18 protein-coding genes and 1 tRNA gene are annotated in these 19853 nt (G+C 33.9%); 5 read left to right on the forward strand and 14 right to left on the reverse strand.

From position 1 onward, the window contains the following. Positions 1–85: 85 nt before the first annotated feature. From QO190_RS06450 to QO190_RS06465, 4 genes are all read right to left on the reverse strand, one after another. On the reverse strand, positions 86–2500 hold the full coding sequence (locus QO190_RS06450; RefSeq protein ID WP_371461594.1) for an ABC transporter permease: 2415 nt from the start codon (positions 2498–2500) through the stop codon (positions 86–88). A gap of 104 nt (positions 2501–2604) precedes the next feature. Then, positions 2605–3327, reverse strand: coding sequence for an ABC transporter ATP-binding protein (locus QO190_RS06455; protein ID WP_213188964.1), 723 nt, complete (start codon positions 3325–3327; stop codon positions 2605–2607). 34 nt (positions 3328–3361) lie between these two features. Next, a complete protein-coding gene (locus QO190_RS06460; RefSeq protein WP_371461596.1) occupies positions 3362–4060 on the reverse strand; it encodes a GIN domain-containing protein in 699 nt (232 codons plus the stop codon). Between the two features lie 20 nt (positions 4061–4080). Further along, on the reverse strand, positions 4081–5325 hold the full coding sequence (locus QO190_RS06465) for an efflux RND transporter periplasmic adaptor subunit (RefSeq protein ID WP_371461597.1): 1245 nt from the start codon (positions 5323–5325) through the stop codon (positions 4081–4083). A 161-nt stretch (positions 5326–5486) separates the two neighbouring features. On the opposite strand from QO190_RS06465, the gene QO190_RS06470 reads away from it, so the two are divergent. The 3 genes from QO190_RS06470 to QO190_RS06480 are packed head-to-tail and all read left to right on the forward strand — an operon-like array spanning position 5487 to position 8469. After that, entirely contained in the window at positions 5487–5753 is a 267-nt protein-coding gene (locus QO190_RS06470; RefSeq protein ID WP_213188960.1) for a TfoX/Sxy family protein, read from the forward strand. 29 nt (positions 5754–5782) lie between these two features. After that, positions 5783–7117 (forward strand): sigma-54-dependent transcriptional regulator, encoded by a 1335-nt coding sequence (locus QO190_RS06475; RefSeq protein WP_371461598.1) that lies wholly within the window; start codon positions 5783–5785, stop codon positions 7115–7117. Between the two features lie 23 nt (positions 7118–7140). Continuing rightward, a complete protein-coding gene (locus QO190_RS06480) occupies positions 7141–8469 on the forward strand; it encodes a PAS domain-containing sensor histidine kinase (RefSeq protein ID WP_371461599.1) in 1329 nt (442 codons plus the stop codon). A 47-nt stretch (positions 8470–8516) separates the two neighbouring features. Here QO190_RS06480 and QO190_RS06485 read toward each other — a convergent pair. The 7 genes from QO190_RS06485 to QO190_RS06515 all read right to left on the reverse strand — a co-directional run bounded on the left by QO190_RS06485 (position 8517) and on the right by QO190_RS06515 (position 16869). Beyond that, positions 8517–8590: transfer RNA gene (locus tag QO190_RS06485), tRNA-Ala, on the reverse strand. Between the two features lie 14 nt (positions 8591–8604). After that, a complete protein-coding gene (locus tag QO190_RS06490) occupies positions 8605–8838 on the reverse strand; it encodes a putative signal transducing protein (RefSeq protein ID WP_213188957.1) in 234 nt (77 codons plus the stop codon). A 30-nt stretch (positions 8839–8868) separates the two neighbouring features. Then, positions 8869–10137: an amidohydrolase family protein gene (locus QO190_RS06495; protein WP_371461600.1), complete on the reverse strand. Its 1269-nt coding sequence runs from the start codon at positions 10135–10137 to the stop codon at positions 8869–8871. 12 nt (positions 10138–10149) lie between these two features. Then, on the reverse strand, positions 10150–13071 hold the full coding sequence (locus QO190_RS06500; protein ID WP_371481282.1) for an amidohydrolase family protein: 2922 nt from the start codon (positions 13069–13071) through the stop codon (positions 10150–10152). A 178-nt stretch (positions 13072–13249) separates the two neighbouring features. Further along, positions 13250–14587 (reverse strand): L-lysine 6-transaminase, encoded by a 1338-nt coding sequence (lat, locus tag QO190_RS06505; RefSeq protein WP_371461603.1) that lies wholly within the window; start codon positions 14585–14587, stop codon positions 13250–13252. Between the two features lie 42 nt (positions 14588–14629). After that, entirely contained in the window at positions 14630–15247 is a 618-nt protein-coding gene (locus tag QO190_RS06510) for a hypothetical protein (protein ID WP_371461605.1), read from the reverse strand. Between the two features lie 68 nt (positions 15248–15315). Next, on the reverse strand, positions 15316–16869 hold the full coding sequence (locus tag QO190_RS06515; protein WP_371461606.1) for an aldehyde dehydrogenase family protein: 1554 nt from the start codon (positions 16867–16869) through the stop codon (positions 15316–15318). 227 nt (positions 16870–17096) lie between these two features. On the opposite strand from QO190_RS06515, the gene serB reads away from it, so the two are divergent. Continuing rightward, positions 17097–18323 (forward strand): phosphoserine phosphatase SerB, encoded by a 1227-nt coding sequence (serB, locus tag QO190_RS06520; RefSeq protein ID WP_371461607.1) that lies wholly within the window; start codon positions 17097–17099, stop codon positions 18321–18323. 248 nt (positions 18324–18571) lie between these two features. Continuing rightward, positions 18572–18712 (forward strand): hypothetical protein, encoded by a 141-nt coding sequence (locus QO190_RS06525; RefSeq protein WP_164467601.1) that lies wholly within the window; start codon positions 18572–18574, stop codon positions 18710–18712. Here QO190_RS06525 and QO190_RS06530 read toward each other — a convergent pair whose 3' ends face one another. From QO190_RS06530 to QO190_RS06540, 3 genes are all read right to left on the reverse strand, one after another. Next, positions 18713–19240, reverse strand: a complete 528-nt coding sequence (locus QO190_RS06530) for a GNAT family N-acetyltransferase (RefSeq protein ID WP_371461608.1) — start codon at positions 19238–19240, stop codon at positions 18713–18715. Positions 19241–19323: 83 nt separating this feature from the next. Further along, positions 19324–19530 (reverse strand): DUF2892 domain-containing protein, encoded by a 207-nt coding sequence (locus QO190_RS06535; protein ID WP_069796528.1) that lies wholly within the window; start codon positions 19528–19530, stop codon positions 19324–19326. Positions 19531–19540: 10 nt separating this feature from the next. Continuing rightward, positions 19541–19843, reverse strand: a complete 303-nt coding sequence (locus tag QO190_RS06540) for a hypothetical protein (RefSeq protein ID WP_104792538.1) — start codon at positions 19841–19843, stop codon at positions 19541–19543. Positions 19844–19853 lie beyond the last annotated feature (10 nt).

The following is a 19853-nucleotide window of genomic DNA, read 5'->3' on the forward strand; positions in this document are numbered from 1 at the left end:
TTTTGTCCGATGTCCGAAGCTGGAAGTCGGATGATTAAAAATTAAAATTTAAGGAATTTGCAACTTCGGACTTCCGTCTTCCAACTTATTCGTATTTCAAATATTTCACAAGTTTTACTTTTGTAGCTCTGTATGCTTTGATGCTTACTACTGCAAAAGTTAAGATGAGCAAAATCACTAAACTAAATAAATACGGAAAAACCGGCATATCGATTCGGTAAGCGAAGTCTTTCAGCCATTCATTCATCAAGTAATAACTGATGGGGATACTGATTAAAACAGCAATCAACGTAATCCAAAGGAATTGTTTCGTTAATCCAACAATCAAAGTTCCGTCTGATGCGCCTAAAGTTTTTCTGATGGCGACATCTTTCAGTTTCTGCTCAATCATCAATGATGATAAAGCGAATAGTCCGAGCAATGCAACCATTAAAACCATTGCATTCAAGATTGTGAAAAGAGTTTGTTGTTTCTGATATTTCACAAAACTTTCAGCGAATTTTTTATCTATAAAATAAGAATCAAAAGGATAACCCGGTTCTACATTATTCTGCCAATAGGTTTTGATTCTTTTCAGAGTCCCGTCAATATCATCTGCTTTTAATTTCAACTGAATATTATAAACATTGTATCGTTTCCATTCTGTTTCTCTGTAATGGAAAAATATGATTGGGTCCACATCTATACGAGGATTGAAAACATTGAAATCCTTTACAATTCCCACAATATGGTAAGGTTTATTGTCAAATCCAGGACGAACTTCATTCTTCAAAGCCTGCTCATCTGTCCATCCAAATTTTTTCACAAAAGCCTCATTTACCAAAACATTTGAGATTGTATCGGAAGCGAGATTGGGATTCAGCCAGCGTCCTTTTTTCAATTTCACATTCATAAACTGGAGATAATCGTAATCCATAGAACCGTGTTGAGCGTCGATACTTTTGTCCATATAATCCATATTGGAACTGCTGAATCTACCACTTCCAGGAACTGCTTCTCCATAAGAAACCGCTTCAACACCTTGGATTTTTCTCATTTCATTTTTAATACGTTCGTATTTCAGCCAGGGTTTTGCGACATTCTCACCGAAATTAATCAGAAAAACCTGCTTTCCATTATAGCCAAGATCTTTGTCCATCATATATTTAACCTGACTATTGACAATCAAACCTCCAATGATGAAGAATGATGAAATGATCAATTGTAAGGTCAATATTCCGTTTCTTAACCAAACACCGTGTTTACTTCTTGCAAAATTGCCTTTCAGGGTTTCGATCGCTCTGAAATTGGCAAGATAAAAGGCCGGAATCAATCCCGAAATCAACGTAACCGCCAAAACCATAGCAAATGAATAGTAGTAAATACGCCAGTCATTCATCACGATTTCTTTGTCATAAAACTTGTTGAAGCTTGGCAAAAGCAATTCTGTTAACGCCAAAGAAAGAAGATAGGATGCAAGACAAATCACAAAAGTTTCCAATAAAAACTGGAGAACAAGACTGGATTTCGTACTTCCAATCGCTTTTCTTACACCAATTTCTTTAGCTCTTTGAGAAGCCTGAGCAGTCTTTAAATTAATAAAATTAATAGCTGATAAAACAACAATCAAAACAGAAAGCGTAAACAGAATCATCATCGTTTTGAAATCTCCATTTCCAAACCACGATGCTTTGGCGTGCAGTTTTATCTCATCAATCGGTGTAAACAAACTTCCTGTTGGACCATATAATTCCAAATATTTTTCAGGAGTTACACCATCATCTTTTGCATCTCTTTTTGCTCTAAATAAAAAGATATTGTCGTAGAATTTCTGTTGTAAAGCTTCCACATCTGTTCCGGGTTTAAGCAAAAAGAAACATCCGTAATTGAAATTCCCCCATTGTTCTTTATCATTTTTCATCTGTTCAAAAGGTGCGATGATAAATTCTGGTTTTATCTGGCTATTTTCGGTCGGCAATTCATAAACTGCAGTGACTACATAATTTCTATTATCGAATTTCACAGTTTCTCCTGCGACATTGGTTTTCCCGAAGAGATTTTTTGCCGCTTTTGTGGAAAGTGCAATCACTTTATCGCCTTTCAAAGCCTCTTTATAACTTCCTGAAACCAATTTGAACGGGAAGAAATTGAAAAAACTTTCGGAAACAGACATTCCGTCTCCCTGATAAACGGTTTTGTTTTTCGTAGTCATTTTACGACCCATTCCGGAACCATTGAACAAAACGAAATCCTTAACCTCAGGAATCACTTTCACAGCGCGCTCCGCCATTGGAACAGAAATATTATTTCCATAACTATTTTCTGCTTTGTCATAAGTTTGGAAAGCGTAGATATTTTCCTTCTTCGGATTCCATTTTTCGTAAGATTCTTCGTCATTCCAATGCATGAGAATGAGCATAAAACCAGTTAAGCCTACCGTTAATCCAAATAAATTGATAAACGTAGAAAGCCAGTTCTTTTTATAATTGATAAATGCTATTTTGAGCCAGTTTTGTAACATAATCGTTCATTTTGTCCGATGTCCGAAGCTGGATGTCGGATGATTAAAAATTAAAATTTAAGCAGTATACAACTTCAGACTTCCGTCTTCCATATTCTTACTTTTTATTCAAAATCCTTAGCATCAGCTTTTTCGAAAGCATCTTTTCTTTGGGTTGCGTGTTCTTCACTGTAGATTTCGCCATCTTTCATATTCACAATTCTGGATGCAAAACCAGCATCATAAGAAGAGTGTGTTACCATTACGATGGTAGAACCTTCGCGGTGAAGTTCTGCCAAAAGATTCATTACTTCGTTTCCGTTAGAACTATCAAGATTTCCTGTTGGTTCGTCGGCAAGAATCAATTTTGGTCTCGTTACCAAAGCTCTGGCAACAGCAGCACGTTGCTGTTGACCACCTGAAAGTTGCTGTGGATAATGTTTTGCACGATGTGCAATGTTAATTTTCTCCATAATTTCTTCTACACGTTTTTTTCTTTCTGAGGAAGAAACACCGTTGTAGATTAATGGAAGTTCTATGTTTTCGTAAACTGTTAGTTCATCAATCAAATTAAAATTCTGAAAAATAAACCCAATATTTTTCTTTCTGATGTCAGATTTTTTCTTCTCAGAAGTTCCTACAGTTTCTGTAGTTTCAAAAAGATAAGAACCTTCTGAAGCCGCATCCAAAAGCCCGAGAATATTCAGCAAAGTAGATTTTCCGCAGCCCGAAGGTCCCATTATTGCTACAAATTCTCCAGGTTTTATATTGAGGCTCACTTTGTTAAGCGCTGTAGTTTGTACGTCTTCTGTTTTATAGATTTTTGATAAATTGCTTGTTGTAATCATAATTTTATAGTTGTTGGTTGATGATTTTTTTGAATTATTTCACATAAATTTTCGCTAAAGAACTGCTTTCTTGCTGAATATTTTTGTATTTCAAATTTTCAAGATTAATTTTTGCAACGCTATTAGCATTTATTTTAATTTCTTCCGTACTTCCGCTCAGATTAACTTTAGAAGCAGAACTCGCATCAATTTCAATGATTTTTGACTGAACTTTAGACTCTAAAAATGCTGCACTAGAAACATTTACAAATAATTTTTCCGCAAAAATATTTCCCATCACTTTTCCTGCACTGTCGAGGTTTATTTTCAGTTTATTCAATTGAAAATCATCATTAATGAAGATTTGTCCTGCGCTAGAAGCAGATAGTTTTTCAAAATCTGGCGTATAAACCGTAATTTCTGCATTTAAATTGTTTATCGAATTATTTTGATTGTTATATTCTACTTTTAAAATTCCGTTTTCAGACGAAACTACAATGTAATTAATTGCGTTAGAGCTTACCACAACTTTTTGTTGAGCTGCTTTTTTTATGTAAACTTTCATAGCAGAATTCGCTTTAATTTCTGAGAATTTTTTCACCTCAAAATCTCTGCTTTCCATTGGTTTTCCTGCAAAATCTTTTACTTTTTCTGAGTTGTCATAATTTCTGTAAACGCCGTCTCTATCTGTTCTTACAATGATACAAGATTGCAGAATTATCGCTCCGAGTAATAGTTTTAAAGTATTTTTCATAATTCTTATTATTTTATTATTTATTTTTTAATTTCTAAAATCTCATAATTTTTATAATCTGTATAATCTGAAGTGATTACTTTTTCGCCGTTTTTCAATCCCGAAACCACTTCATAATACAATGTATTTTCTCTTCCAAAAGTTACGTTTCGTTTTTCGGCTTTATTTCCTTTTACTACAAAAACCCATTTCCCGTTAGAATCTTTAAAGAAATTTCCTTTCGGAATCATCATACTTTGCGTGTCGGCAGAGAGTTTCAATTTCACTCCGAAAGTCATCCCAATTCTTAAATCTTTAGGTTTGTTTTCGTCCGCAAAATTAAGTTCAGCAGAAAATTGTCCATCTTTTACTTCTGGTAAAATTTTGGTAACGATTACGTTATACGATTGGTCTGTATTGTCCAAAGTTCCTTTAATCCCAGGTTGAAGTTTATTGATGTAGTATTCGTCTATTTTTGCCACCAATTTGTAACCGTCCATCAAATCTATTTTTCCTATACTTTGTCCAGAAGTAAGATTTTCGCCCAAGTTGATATTAAAAGAAGACAATCTGCCAGTTTCTGGAGCTAAAATCAAGAAATTATTTTTGTTATTTCTAAGAACATCCAAACTTTTCTGCATTTGCCCGATAGATTTATTAACATCTGCAATTTGCTGATTTCTAGAACGATTTTCATTTTGAATACCTTGTTCTGTCAATTGTTTTCTTTTTTTCTGATATTCTAGATTTTGTTTTGCCAAATCAAATTCTGTTTTCCTTCCAATTTCGGCGTCATACAATCTTTTTTGAAGATTATACGTTTGCAAAGCCGTGTTGTAATCGTTCTGAGATTGTAATAATTCTTTATTTTGATTGAATTCCTGATTTTTAAGTTCCAAAAGTGAACTTCTCATTTGGCTAATTTGCTGCATAATTCCCGTTTCCTGATTCATGAAATTGAATTCAGTATTCGGATTATAAATTCTGGCAAGCGGTTCGCCTTTGCGCACCATTTGTCCGTCTTCTGCATAAATTTCTTTTACCATTCCGCCTTCTAAAACGTTTACCAAAGAAGAGTGAAGAGACTGGGACTGAGCTGTAATCATCAACATATCTTCAAATTTGCCGTACGTTACTTCTGAAATTTGAATTTCGTCTGACGGAACATTATACGTTTTTTTCTGCTTCAAAAAATAAGTAGCAAAAAGAACTACAGCAATAATACTTGCGGAAATAATTAAAATAATTTTGAGTTTAGATTGTTTTTTTTCTAATTTCGTATCCATTACAGTGAATTGATTTACAATATATTACACAAGCTAAATGCCACAAATTTATAAAGTTATAAAGCACTGATAATGAGAAGAAATTCAAATCAAATCAAAATAAAAACCGTCCGATTCCGAACACTTTTCGTTCGAAAATGAACAATTTAAATTTTCAAATTATGGGAAATTCATTATTAACTCAACTACCAAACATTGGAAAAGTATTATCTGAAAGATTAAAAGAGATTGAAATTGAAACACCAGAAAAACTTAAATCTTGTGGAACAGAAAATACGTTTATTAAATTAAAAACCATTGATAGTGGAGCATGTTTGAATGAATTATTTGCAATAGAAGGTGCTATACAAGGTATTAGATGGCACAATTTGACTCTTGCAAGAAAAGAAGAATTGAAATCTTTTTTCCAACAATGTTCTAAAAAATAATATAAAAATTCGGAAATAAATTCAATAAAATGCGAAAAAAAGAAGCAGGAATTTTAATTGTAGATGACGACGAAGACATTTTGTTTTCGGCAAGAGTTTGGCTCAAAAAATTCTTCACAGAAGTAGTTACCATTAATTCTCCTAATAAAATTATTACGGCTATTCAAAATCATCAAATTGATGTTATTCTTTTGGATATGAATTTCCGAAGAGGTTTTGAAGACGGAAAAGAAGGTTTGTATTGGCTTTCCGAAATTAAAGAAATTGATAAAGACGTTCCTGTGATTCTGATGACCGCTTATGGCGAAGTAGAATTGGCAGTAGAAGCTCTAAAAAATGGCGCAACCGATTTTATTCTAAAACCTTGGAACAACGAAAAACTCTATGCTTCTGTAAATCTTGCGGTAGATATTTCCAGAAAGAATAAAAAACTTTCGCAATGGGAAAATCTTCAAGAAAATGCAGAAAATTATGAATTGCAAACGCAATCTCCTAAAATGCAACAAGCCATCAACACCATCAAAAAAGTGGCTGCTACCGATGCCAATCTTTTGCTTTTGGGAGAAAACGGAACTGGAAAATATGTAATGGCAGAATATATCCATCAAAACTCCAAAAGAAAAAACGAACCTTTTGTACACATAGATTTGGGTTCAATTTCGGAAAATTTGTTCGAAGCTGAACTTTTTGGTTATGCAAAAGGAGCTTTTACCGATGCTAAAACAGACAAAGCAGGAAAAATTGAAAATGCTGATGGAGGAACCGTTTTCTTAGACGAAATTGGAAATTTAACACCACAACTTCAACAAAAATTACTGACTCTAATTCAGACCAAAAAACTTTCTAGAATTGGAGAAACCAAAGAACGCTTTCCAGATGTGAGGTTTATTTTTGCAACCAATGCTGATTTGAAAAAAATGATTTCAAAGAACACCTTCAGAGAAGATTTGTATTTCCGAATCAACACTGTAGAAGTAGAATTGCCGCCTTTACGAGAAAGAAAAGAAGATATTGCTTCTTTAGCCGAATTTTTCATCAAAAAATATGAAAAAAAATATGGGAAAAGCAATCTTAAAATTACAAACTTGGAAGAATTGCAAAATTATCATTTCCCAGGAAATATTAGAGAATTAGAGCATTCTGTAGAACGAGAAATTATTTTGTCTGAAAACGAAAACATTAAACTTTCTCTCTCTCATACTGCTTCAGAAGAACAAATTACTTCTTTAAATTTAGAAGAAATGGAAGAAAAAATGATTAAAAATGCGCTGAAAAAACACAAAGGAAATATTACTTTGGCAGCTGAAGCATTAGGTTTAACAAGAGCATCTTTATACAGAAGAATGGAGAAATTTGGGATATAAAAATGAAAAATTTGAACTAAGAAATGAAAAAATATTATTTTCTTCAGTGGTTATTTTTTAGCATTTTGGGCATTGTATTCGGGATTATTGCCTATCATTTTTGGATTGAAAAACTATTTTTCAGTACTTTTCTTTTTGCGTCGTTTTCTTGTGTTTTGATGGGATATTGTTATGTTCTCATCTCGGCAAAAATTAAAGAAACAGAGAAAATAATCACTTCTATTCAGCAAAAAGATTTTTCACTTTTCCCTAAAAAAGAACAATTTGATGACCTTAAAAATGCTTCCGTAAAACTTTATTATCAAAGCAAAGAAGAGCACAACCAGCTCTATTCTTACAAGAATTTATACGACACCATTCTCAATAAATTAGAAATAGGACTCATTATTCTGAGTAAAAACAAAGAAGAAAAAAACTGGCAGGTTTTCTATTGTAATCCCAGTTTTATGAACATTTTGAAAATCCCGAAATACAACAATTGGAGTTTTTATGAAAGTAAAATTCCAGAATTTTATAACTTAATTGAGAAGACATCTTACCAAGATTCGCAAGATTTTTTAGATGTTTCCATACAAGAAAGCAGCAAGCAATCTTATTCGATACGAACGTCCAGAATTACCACACAACACAACGATTTTTGTGTGATTTCTTTAGAATCTATCCAGAAAATTATTGATAAAAAAGAAAAATTAGCGTGGAATAATCTGATGAAGGTAATTTCGCACGAATTATTGAACACTTTAACGCCGGTAAACAGCTTGGTTCACAATCTGGAATACATTACAGAGCAAGAAGAATTAACGAAAGAAGACCAAGATGACATAAAAGACAGTCTGAAAATCATCAATTCAAAATCTCAACAGTTATTGCATTTTATAGACAGTTATAGGCAAGTAGCAGAGCTTCCAAAACCGAAAAAAACACATTTTAATCTTAAAAATTGTGTAGAAAATGTTTTGAAAATTTTCAATACCGAATTTAAAAACAAGAACATCGAAATTGTTTTAAATTTAAAAGATTTCCATATCAAAGCAGACGAAAAAATGATAGAACGTGTGCTGGTAAACCTAATTACCAATTCTATTTTTGCGCTAGAAAATCTTCATACTCAAAAGAAAATAAGCATTGAATTACAGGATTTTAACAATAGAACCTTAATAAAAGTAGAAGACAACGGTGGCGGAATTGACGAAAAAATTGCCAATAAGATTTTCTTACCTTTTTTCACAACTCGACAAAACGGTTCTGGAATTGGGCTTACCCTTGCCAAAAGTATTATGGAAGCACACAACGGATATCTTACTTACAGAAAAACCGAAAATGGTAGCTCGTTTGAAGGTTGGCTAATCTAATATTTTAATAAAAAAAGCACTTACCATTAAAGATAAGTGCTAAAAAGTGGAGAATATGGGACTCGAACCCACCACCTTTAGACTGCCAGTCTAACGCTCTAGCCAGATGAGCTAATTCCCCATAAAAAAGAAAACTTAGTTTTCTTTCTCTGCCAAATAATGGTCTATAATTTCAAAAGCTTTTTGTTCGTCATGAATGTTTACCTCTAGTTTTAAAGCGGTAGCGGTAGGTGTAGCTAATAAATTATTAAGGTATTTATTGCTCACTGAACAAGCGATTCCTGCATCTTCTAATTTCTTTTTCACGATTTGTATTTGAACCATTTCATCTGCTTCAAATACCGAAACTCTTGGTAATTCTGCTCCCATATTTCTAATTTTAACACAAATTTATAAAAATTACTGATTTAATCGATACTTCTCTTGATATGTTTTGTAAAGTTCTTTCTGCTGATTGTCTAGATTAATTTTTCTTCCCTCTATGAAGGCTTCAGTCACATTATTGGTCAATTGATCCAGTGCATCGCCCTCAGAAATGAAGAGTGTAGCGCTTTTTCCTACTTCTAAAGTTCCGTAGTTTTTATCAATTCCCAACATTTTGGCTAGGTTAATGGTGATGCTTTGTAGCGCTTTTTCTTTTTCTACACCATAGGCAACTGTAGTTCCTGCCAAAAACGGAAGATTTCTAGAGTTCTGATATTCCATATCTCCGCTGTAATCTAACCCATAGAGAATGCCTTTATCTTGAACCAATTTAGCAAATTCGTAAGGCAATCTAGGAGAATCTGAACTGTTTACCGGCAAACTGTGAACTCTCTTGATGATGAGTGGGAAATTGCTCTTTTTAATATCATCTAAAACCCCTACCAAATTGCTTTCGCCGATGAGTACTACATTTTTAAGGTTTAATTTATTCGCCCAAGCGATGACCTCCAACGTTTCATTCGCTCCTGCTACTTCTACAAACAGCTTTCTATTTTCAAATACTGGTTTTATAGCATTCAGTTTATAATCTTTCACTTGCTGATTGTCATATTGCTGTGCTCTCTGAAACAGAGAAGTGAGTTCTTTAATTTTTTCGGTTCTTCTGGTCTGGAATTCTTTGTTTCTTTTTTCGTCGTCAATTCTAAAAATTTCAGGCCAAGAAAGATGCAAAACATTATCCGTAGCTACCACCGCATCTTCCCAGTTCCAAGCGTCTAATTGCATGATGGAAGAAGTACAAGACAATGTCCCATGTTTTAAAACAGGCTGAGTTAATAAAACGCCATTGCTTCTGATTACAGGAATCACGTGAGAATCTGTATTGAAAGAGATTAACGAACGTACTTCTGGCGAAATATCATTGGCTTCTCTGTAATCTACAGTAGCATTGGTTGCGGAAATTTCAACCAAACCTAACGTATTATTCACCAAAATAAAACCCGGATAAACGTGTTTATTTTGGGCATTGATGACTTCTGCATTGCTCGGAATGCTTCCATTAATCTGGGTGATTTTTCCGTTTTCAAAAACGATAGAAGCATTATTTAAAACCGTTCCTGTAGCGGTATGAATCGTGGCATTGGTAATGGCAATTGGATTTTTTTGTGCAGGTGCAGGATTTGGTCTTTGTGCCAAAACCATTGCTGAAACCAAAATATATAAAGTGAAAAATATTTTTTTCATGAAATTTAATTTTTAGTGTTGATGAAAATCTTCTTCTAAAGTGTCACAGTGGTACAATTTCTTTTGCTCTTTTTTTACCGATTGGGTATTTCCTTTTTTGGCATCATCAGAGAAGAGCATTTTTTGAATAATTCTGTTTTTCTCGTTCTTCACCATTTCATCTTTTTCGGCTTGTTTTTGTGCATCAAAAATGAGTTTTCCGTCTACAAAAGTTTTGTTTACTGTGGCATAAATACTCAATGGATTGTCTGTCCACAATACCAAATCAGCATCTTTACCTACTTCTATCATTCCTAATTTATGGTCTAGTTTCAGCATTTTGGCAGGGTTCAGCGTTACGGTTTTCCAAGCTTCTTCTTGAGAAATGTTTCCGTATTTTACCAATTTACCAGCTTCCTGATTGAGTCTTCTAGCCATTTCGGCATCATCTGAATTGATGGCGGTATTGACTCCAGATTTTAACAAAATCGCAGCATTGTAAGGAATCGCTTCTCTCACTTCTTCTTTGTAACCCCACCAATCTGAGAATGTAGAAGCATTTGCTCCGTGAATTTTCATCTTGTCTGCCACTTTGTACCCTTCTAAGATGTGCGTGAATGTGTTTACTTTGAAATTAAATTTCTCTGCAATTTTCATAAACATGTTGATTTCGCTTTGCACATAAGAGTGACACGTGATGTAGCGTTTAGATTTTAAAATTTCTAAATGCGTTTCTAGTCTTAAATCCTTTCTGTAATTTTTATTGGTCAGTTTTTCTTTTTCGTATTCTAAAGCTCTGGTGAACCAAAAGTCAAATGCCTGTTCTACTCCACCTCTCGACTGAGGAAAACGATTAGGATTATTGCCCCAATTCGACTGTTTTACGTTTTCTCCCAAAGCAAATTTGATGAACTGAGGTGCATTTGGGAACTTCATATTTTCGGCATTTTCGCCCCAAGCAAATTTCACAATGGAAGATTGTCCGCCAATTGGATTTGCAGAACCGTGTAATTGTTGCGCTGTGGTAACACCGCCTACAATCTGTCTGTAGAAATTCACATCATCAGGATTGATGACGTCGCTCATTCTTACCTCCGCAGAAGAATTGCTTCCCGCTTCATTTACACCTCTAGAAAGTCCGATATGCGTGTGTTCATCTATGATTCCGTTGGTTAAGTGTAAGTTGGTCCCATCAATTTCTTCAGCGTTTCCTTTGCTTAATTGAGTGCCTACTTCTACGATTTTTCCTTTAGAAATTTTGACATCATAATTTTTCACAATTCCTTTAGCGGTATTGGTCCAAACCGTAGCATTTCTAATGATATAGTCTTTTTGAGTCGGCACATTTTCGCTTCCAAAAGCTGCAAAAGGATACCAAATTTTACCGATTTCTTTTGGCTTTTCTTCTTCTTTTTTGGTTTCTACTTCATTATTTTTTACAAAGGTGATGCTGTAAGGCACTTTGTTACCTTGTTTGTTCAGGGCAAAACCATTGGTATTTTTATAGTCTGCTACTGGATAAAGAATTCTATAATTCTGAACAGAATCTTTTGGTAAAACCAATTCCAGAGCCATTTTATAGTCGCTTACGTTTAGCTTTGCTTTTCCGTCTTTTTTGTCCTGACTTACTTTAGCTTCTGGCTTCAGAAGAGAGCCTGCAATTTTTAAATCATAGTTCTGATTGTTTATCGTAAGTTGATACACTCCTCTAATATCTTGGTCTAACAATTTATTGACTACGAAATTTTTACCTGCTACCCAATTTTCCTGTAAAACGGCATCTTTACTGAATAAATCCTCTGTAAATAATAAGAAATTGGCATAACTTCCTTTTCTTAAATTCCCCAAATTTGCTTCAGATTTTACAATTTTTGCAGGATTTTCGGTCAAAGATTTTAAAATCGCTTCTTTAGACAATCCATTTTTATAGAGCTCTCTTATTTTTCCTAAGAATGAAGATTTGTCTTTCAACTTATTCATCGTGAAGGCAAAATCTACATTTTCTTTTTGAAGAAACGTTGCATTATAAGGCGCTAATTCCCAATGCTTTAATTCTGCAACATTGGCATTTTCCACATCTAAAGCATCATTAATCTGATACGGTTTCGGATATTCTAATGGCAATAGGAAGAAACCGCCTGTAGATTTCATTTCTTTGGCTCTTTGGTATTCATTTCCAGAACCCATAAAAACGAATTGTTGTAAGGCTTCGTCCCCAATTTTATCCGCTCTTAAAACGTCCCATTTTTCGGTAGTTTCGATGATGGTTGGTAATTTTTTATATTGATTAAATGCTTCTAAGTTTAGATTTTTCTCTATTGCACTTCCTCCTTTTTCATACCAGTCTGCATCTAAATAAAACTGTCTCAACAAGGCAATAGAACCTGCCAAAGAAGTAGGATAAGACTGTCTAGAACTGCCTTTGTCAAAAGAAAGCATGAGCGCAGCATCTTCTTTGATGATTTTTTCTGCAGGTTTTCCGTTTCCTAAATTGTATAATACCGCAGAACCTCTCACGATTCCATCTTGGTTGAAACTTAACACCGTTCCGAAACCTTGATTTAAGTATTCTTCGTAGTCTTTTCCTTGATTGGTAAATTGGTCAACTGCTCTAGAATAGGCTTTTACAGCATCATTGTACGCCGCTGCAGAAGCGGTGTTCGGAAGGTAGATGCTTCTAGAATCTGCTTGTTTCGCTTCAGATTTTTCTACGCCAATATTGGTATACAAATCAATAAATGAAGGATAGACAAACTTTCCTTTTCCATCAATCACCACTGCATTTTTCGGGATTGCTACTTTACCAGATTCTACCACTTTGCCATTCTGAATCACTAAAACAGCATCTGTAATCACTGTTTTGTAATCCTGATACAAGGTGATGTTTTTAATTGCATAAATGCTTTGATCTTTGGTAGTGGTATCATTTTGCCAATACCCTAATTGTGCTTGCATCCAACTGAAAAGAATGCAAGAAAAGAGACTCAATACTTTCTTCATATCAATAATAATGAACTATTTTTAGATTTTTTAAAAATAGGAATATTTTTTGAAATGAAAAGAGGTCAAAAAAAAAATCGCCCAATTTTTAAAAATTGAACGATTGTGAGAAGCATAGTAAATGTTAAAAGTTTTAGTAGTTGGAAGCTATTTTTTCTATTTTATCCAAAGCAAATTGCAAGTCTTCTTGAGTTACATTCAAATGTGGACGGAATCTGATCGATTTTTCGCCACAAATGAGCACTATTACATGTTCTTCGAAGAGTCTTTCTTGGAAATCGGCTCTTGCTTTTCCATCTGGTAAATCAAAAGCACACATTAATCCTCTTCCTCTTGCATTAGAAATCAGGTGTGGGAACTTCTCTTGAAGTTTTTGTAAACCTTCCAATAAAAATTCGCCTTGTTTCTGTACATTTTCCAGAAGATTTTCTTTTTCAATAATTTCTAAAACCAATTGGAATCTTAGCATATCGATGAAATTTCCTCCGAAAGTAGAGTTGATTCTAGAACTTTCAGCAAAAACGTGGTGTTCTACTTCATCTAGCTTGGTTTTGCTTGCCAAAATACCACAAACTTGTGCTTTTTTCCCGAAAGAAATCACGTCTGGAACTACGCTGTAATTTTGGAACGCCCACATTTTACCTGTAATTCCGATTCCTGTTTGCACCTCATCAAAAATGAGCAACATTTCGTTTTCGTCGCAGATTCTTCTTAATTCCACTAAAAATTCATCACGGAAATGATTGTCTCCACCTTCTGCTTGAATGGTTTCGATGATGATACAAGCTGCCTTATCTTGATTTGATAAAATCGCTTCTTCAATCTGAACTAAAGCCAATTGTTCATTCTTGATGGTTTCCTGTAAATTTTCTTCGGTGATTGGGAAATACAATTTCGGATTGATGATTCTTGGCCAATCAAACAACGGAAAATATTGATATTTTCTTGGGTCGTTGGTATTGGTTAAACTTAGTGTATACCCACTTCTTCCGTGGAAAGCTTGTTTAAAGTGAATCGCAACAGAACCCTCTGTTTTGCTTCCTTTGAGCCAATTTTTTCTGGTTTTCCAGTCGAAAGCTGTTTTCAAAGCGTTTTCTACCGCTAAAGCTCCTCCTTCTACAAAGAAACAATACGGTAATTCTTCTGGAATCGCAACTCTGCTAAAGGTTTCTACAAAATCTGCATATTCCTGCAAATACACATCAGACATGGTAGGTTTGTACACCGCCATTTTGCCTAACCAAGCAGATTTCCCCACAATATAGGGATGATTATAACCCACAGAAGCAGAACCGAACATAGAAAACATATCTAAAAATTCTGTTCCTGTTAAACGGTCATGAATCCAAGAGCCGTGAGATTTTTCGTAATCCATTACGAAATCAAAACCATCTGCTAAAATATGTTTTCCTAATGTTGCTTTTACTTTGTTGACTGCAACTTCGTGGCTTAATTCAATTGTTTTGTTCATATGATTAATGTGATAATATGTTAATTTGTTGATTTGATGATTTTATCCTGCAAGTTGAATATCAATCAATTTCAATTTTTCATTGATTATTTTAAATTCATAGATAACTGAAAATTCCATATTTCCCATTCCTTCTTCGTATTCAGCTTCTGAATACAAATTCAAAATGTAAATATCTTCTACTTTAGAACAAATCATTTTATATCTTTCTTTTCCTTTTTGAATAAATTTTGTTTCATAATTGCTTTTGACGTAAAACTCATTGAAATCTATTTTTTGAAATAATTCCAAAAAAATTGGACTAAAAATCAAATGATGATACTTTTCGAAGTCCTTATTAGTAAATGGAACTTCAGTATTGTCATTTTTCGTAACATCAATCTCTAACAAATGCCAAATACTATTGTATTCTGAAATTATTGGATTCTTAATAAAAGTTTTAATTTTAGTTTTATCATTTTCTAAAAAAGCTTTCTGAAGTTCTTTAAATTGAGCAGCCCAGTTTAAAGAATCATTAAGTTCAAGTTCAATCAAATCTTTTGGGTAGAAAATTTTTGAATTTTCTTTTTTAATTAAATCGTTATTATTGACTTTCTCCTTTTCCTTCTTTTCACAAGAAAAAACTAGAAAAAATGATAATATTAAAAATAGATTCTTCATTTCACTTCGTTTCATTCAGAATGACAAATGGTAAAACTTCCTGCATCCTGCATTTTACATCTAGCATTTTACAAATCAAACTTAATTCCTTGTGCTAAAGGTAGGTTTGTGGTGTAATTGATGGTATTGGTTTGTCTTCTCATATAGACTTTCCAAGCGTCTGAACCTGATTCTCTACCGCCTCCTGTTTCTTTTTCGCCACCGAAAGCGCCACCAATTTCAGCACCAGAAGTTCCAATGTTTACATTGGCAATTCCACAATCTGAACCTGCGTGAGAAAGGAATTTTTCGGCTTCTCTAAGATTATTTGTCATAATCGCAGAAGATAAACCTTGCGCTACTCCATTTTGAATTTCAATGGCATTTTCTACGTCTCCTGAATATTTTAACAGATATAAAATCGGTGCAAAAGTTTCGTGCTGTACAATTTCAAAGTGGTTTTCTGCTTCTGCAATGGCTGGTTTTACATAGCAACCGCTTTCGTAACCTTTTCCTTTTAAAACGCCACCTTCTACAATCAGTTTACCACCTTCTTTTTTCACTTTTTTCAAAGCCTCTTCGTACATTTTCACTGCATCTGTATCGATCAATGGACCTACGTGATTATTCTGATCAAGAGGATTTCCTATTTTTAATTGTCCGTAAGCTGCTACAATCGCATCTTTTACTTTATCATAAATGCTTTCGTGAATGATGAGTCTTCTGGTGGAAGTACAACGTTGACCCGCAGTTCCTACCGCTCCGAAAACCGCACCAATTACTGTCATTTTAATGTCTGCATCTGGTGTTACGATAATCGCATTGTTACCGCCTAATTCTAGTAGAGATTTTCCTAATCTCGCTGCAACATTTTGGGCAACAATTTTTCCCATTCTGGTAGAACCTGTTGCCGAAACTAGAGGAACTCTGGTATCTTTTGCCATTAAATCCCCAATTTCAGAGTCACCGATAACTAAATTTGAAATTCCTAAAGGAAGATTATTCTCTTGAAGCACTTCTGTGATGATGTTTTGACAAGCAATACCGCACAATGGAGTTTTTTCTGAAGGTTTCCAAACGCAAACATCTCCACAAATCCAAGCTAACGCTGTATTCCAAGACCAAACCGCCACTGGAAAATTAAAAGCAGAAATAATTCCTACTATTCCTAGAGGATGATATTGTTCGTACATTCTGTGACCTGGACGTTCTGAATGCATGGTTAAACCATGTAACTGACGAGATAAACCTACTGCAAAATCGCAGATATCTATCATTTCTTGAACTTCGCCCAACCCTTCCTGCAGTGATTTTCCCATTTCATAAGAAACGAGTTTTCCTAAATCTTCTTTATGTTTTCTGAGTTTATCGCCAAACTGTCTCACGATTTCTCCACGTTTTGGAGCTGGCATCAATCTGAATTCTTTGAACGCTTTTTCTGCTTCTGCGATTACTTTTTCGTAGTCTTTTTTAGAAGAAGCGGTGACTTTAGCAATTAAATTTCCATCTACTGGTGAGTAACTTTCGATTACTTTTCCTGTGGCAAACCATTTTCCGCCGGTAGAAGTACCTTTATTCTCTGCTTTAATTCCTAAATTTTTTAAAACTTTTTCAATCCCGAAATCTTTATTTTTCTTTGACATTATGTTGAATTTGAATTTCGGTAAATATATCAAATTTTAAAGAATCAATAAAAAAAATCGCATTTTGTTAAATATTTTTCAAAATTAAACGTCAGATAAATTTATTTTTTACAATAAAAGAATTTGAAAGATAAAATATCTATTATATTAAAAATTTCAGAAAAGAAAATGAATGGTATAGAAAGGGAATTTTGCAGAAATTGTGTATTTTTGGGCAAAGAATTGCTATGACCAAACATGAAATTGTATTAATGAGTATTACGGGTGAAGATAAACCCGGGGTAACCTCATCGCTCACTGAAATTTTAAGTAAACACAATGCAACAATTCTCGATATTGGTCAGGCAAACATTCATCAATCTTTATCTTTAGGCATTTTGTTCCGATTAGACCCACAAATGCAAGGCAATATTTTGAAAGACTTGCTTTTTAAATCATACGAACTTGGTGTACAAGCGAAATTTACGCCCATAGAAAGAGCAGACTATGATCAATGGGTTTCTAGGCAAGGTAAAGAAAGCTACGTAATTACGGTTCTTGGTCAAAAAATAGAAGCCAACCAATTAGCTCATGTCACCAAAGTTATTGCAGAACAAGGTCTCAACATCGATACCATTAAAAGATTGACGGGAAGAATTCCACTCGATTCTGAAGACGATAGTCAAAATAGGTCTTGTATAGAATTTTCGGTGCGTGGAACTCCTCAAAATGTGAATTTGATTCACGAAAAATTTGTGACTTTAAGTGGCGCATTAGACATTGATATTTCTTTCCAAAAAGATAATATTTACCGCAGAAACAGACGATTAATCTGTTTCGATATGGATTCTACTTTAATCAAAACAGAGGTTATTGATGAATTGGCAGAAAGAGCTGGAGCTGGCGAAGAAGTAAGAGCCATCACCGAAGCAGCCATGCGTGGTGAAATAGATTTTAGCGAAAGTTTTAAAAAACGTGTTTCTCTTTTGGAAGGCTTAGACGAATCTGTATTGCAAGAAATTGCAGAAAACCTTCCAATTATGGATGGTGCAGACCGACTGATGCATATTTTAAAGAAATGCGGCTATAAAATCGCCATTCTATCGGGTGGATTTACCTTTTTCGGGAAATATCTTAAAAAACGTTTTGGGGTAGATTATTTATATGCCAACGAACTCGAAATAAAAGACGGAAAACTTACGGGAAAACATTTGGGAGACATTGTAGACGGAAACAGAAAAGCAGAACTTTTGAAATTTTTGGCTCAAGTAGAAAATATAGAATTGGATCAAGTAATTGCTGTAGGAGACGGCGCCAATGATTTACCGATGCTGAACATTGCAGGATTAGGAATTGCTTTTCACGCCAAACCAAAGGTTAAAGAAAATGCCAGACAATCAATCTCATCAATAGGTTTAGACGGGGTTTTATACTTTTTAGGATTTAGAGACAAACATATCAACGAAGATTTTTAAAATCTTCATCAAATTAGAACCAATTTTAAGCCATTAAGATTTATAAAAATTTAGAATCAATTATCTCGCTGATTAGACGGATTTAGCAGATTTAGATATTCAAAGAATATCGGCTTAATCTGCAAAATCTGCGAGAAATACAATATAAAAAACATTTTTAAATTGAATATTTCAGAGTTTACAAAATTTAAAATAATAAAATCTAGATAGGCTCTTAAATTCAATATTATAAATTAAAAAATATATTTATGGAAGAAAAAAAGACTCCAAAATGGAAAACCCTTCTTAAAAAATACGGTTGGCTAGGCATCTTATTTTTCTCAGTCAAAGGAACGCTTTCTTTGATTGCTATTATTTGGGGAGCCAATGCTTTGAAAGGCTGTATGTAATTATTTCCAGTTTTCTTTTTTAATCCAATATTCTACATTTTGTTTGGTAGGTTCGCCATGATAGGCTACCATTACTTCTCCTTTGAATTCGGCTCCTAATTTTTCCATGGCTTTTCGGGAACGCCAATTTTCTGCGCCTACATGAAACTTTACCAAATCTACATATTGGAAAATGTAGTCTAGCATCATTTTTTTAACGATAGGATTCAACTGACCACCCCAAAATTTCCTACCATAAAATGTATAGCCTATGAAAATAGAGTTTTCATCTTCGTCATAACTGTAAAATCTGGTACTTCCCGCCACTTCATTGCTTATTTTATCGATGATGATAAAAGCGCCTTCGGAAATCATGGCTCCATCAAAAAAATTTCTAAAAATATCTTTTTGAAAACGGTTTTTATTCGGGTGTTGTTCCCAAACCAAAGGGTCTGAAGCGACTTGATACAATCTTTCGAAATCTGATTCCTGAAGCGGAACCAGTCTTACTTTGTGCGTTTCTAAAATGGGTTGTATGCTGAAATCCATGATGTTAATTTTAACAAATGTAATAAAAAAAAGGCCCCATTTGTAAAATACAAGTGAAGCCTAAAAACACAATTGAAAATTTTTTAGTTACAACAAGTGTCTTTTTCGTCTTTTAAGCCCAATTTTTCTAAAATGGTACTTAACAAACACCAGTTGGTAAAAGCGTTTTGAAACAAATTAGCACCTACGAAACCTGTTAACCAAAACCAATTTTGGTGTACAAAAATTCCCAGTAACAAACTTGTTAATATCATGGTTCCTGCGAACCCGTGGATTACTCTTGTCTTCATATTTTTATTGTTATATTGATTTTTCTATATTCATTGTAGCCACGTGAATTTTAGAAAGGGATTTTTGTTTTCCATTGAAAAACTCCACTTTTCTATACACTTCTTCAGTAAAATTCTCGTCGATAAAAACGGCAAATAATACAGAATCTATCTCAGTGTGTGAAGCTCCGAACCAGTTTTCTGAACTGCCGTCGCTTTCATTTTTGTAACCTTTTACATAATGGTATGAAAAAGATTTTACTCCAGAATGATTGAGAATGTCTTTTACATTTTTCTCAAATTCTCTAATCGCTGTAATCATTAAAAGTTTCATATTGAATACA

The sequence above is a fragment of the Cloacibacterium sp. Arc13 genome, from assembly GCF_041431305.1.
Lineage (GTDB): Bacteria > Bacteroidota > Bacteroidia > Flavobacteriales > Weeksellaceae > Cloacibacterium > Cloacibacterium caeni_B.

Coding starts and splice junctions, on each gene's coding strand:
- QO190_RS06450 (WP_371461594.1), bottom strand. CDS start 2,500: ATGTTACAAAACTGGCTCAAAATAGCATTTATCAATTATAAAAAGAAC.
- QO190_RS06455 (WP_213188964.1), bottom strand. CDS start 3,327: ATGATTACAACAAGCAATTTATCAAAAATCTATAAAACAGAAGACGTA.
- QO190_RS06460 (WP_371461596.1), bottom strand. CDS start 4,060: ATGAAAAATACTTTAAAACTATTACTCGGAGCGATAATTCTGCAATCT.
- QO190_RS06465 (WP_371461597.1), bottom strand. CDS start 5,325: ATGGATACGAAATTAGAAAAAAAACAATCTAAACTCAAAATTATTTTA.
- QO190_RS06470 (WP_213188960.1), top strand. CDS start 5,487: ATGGGAAATTCATTATTAACTCAACTACCAAACATTGGAAAAGTATTA.
- QO190_RS06475 (WP_371461598.1), top strand. CDS start 5,783: ATGCGAAAAAAAGAAGCAGGAATTTTAATTGTAGATGACGACGAAGAC.
- QO190_RS06480 (WP_371461599.1), top strand. CDS start 7,141: ATGAAAAAATATTATTTTCTTCAGTGGTTATTTTTTAGCATTTTGGGC.
- QO190_RS06490 (WP_213188957.1), bottom strand. CDS start 8,838: ATGGGAGCAGAATTACCAAGAGTTTCGGTATTTGAAGCAGATGAAATG.
- QO190_RS06495 (WP_371461600.1), bottom strand. CDS start 10,137: ATGAAAAAAATATTTTTCACTTTATATATTTTGGTTTCAGCAATGGTT.
- QO190_RS06500 (WP_371481282.1), bottom strand. CDS start 13,071: ATGCAAGCACAATTAGGGTATTGGCAAAATGATACCACTACCAAAGAT.
- lat (WP_371461603.1), bottom strand. CDS start 14,587: ATGAACAAAACAATTGAATTAAGCCACGAAGTTGCAGTCAACAAAGTA.
- QO190_RS06510 (WP_371461605.1), bottom strand. CDS start 15,247: ATGAAGAATCTATTTTTAATATTATCATTTTTTCTAGTTTTTTCTTGT.
- QO190_RS06515 (WP_371461606.1), bottom strand. CDS start 16,869: ATGTCAAAGAAAAATAAAGATTTCGGGATTGAAAAAGTTTTAAAAAAT.
- serB (WP_371461607.1), top strand. CDS start 17,097: ATGACCAAACATGAAATTGTATTAATGAGTATTACGGGTGAAGATAAA.
- QO190_RS06525 (WP_164467601.1), top strand. CDS start 18,572: ATGGAAGAAAAAAAGACTCCAAAATGGAAAACCCTTCTTAAAAAATAC.
- QO190_RS06530 (WP_371461608.1), bottom strand. CDS start 19,240: ATGGATTTCAGCATACAACCCATTTTAGAAACGCACAAAGTAAGACTG.
- QO190_RS06535 (WP_069796528.1), bottom strand. CDS start 19,530: ATGAAGACAAGAGTAATCCACGGGTTCGCAGGAACCATGATATTAACA.
- QO190_RS06540 (WP_104792538.1), bottom strand. CDS start 19,843: ATGAAACTTTTAATGATTACAGCGATTAGAGAATTTGAGAAAAATGTA.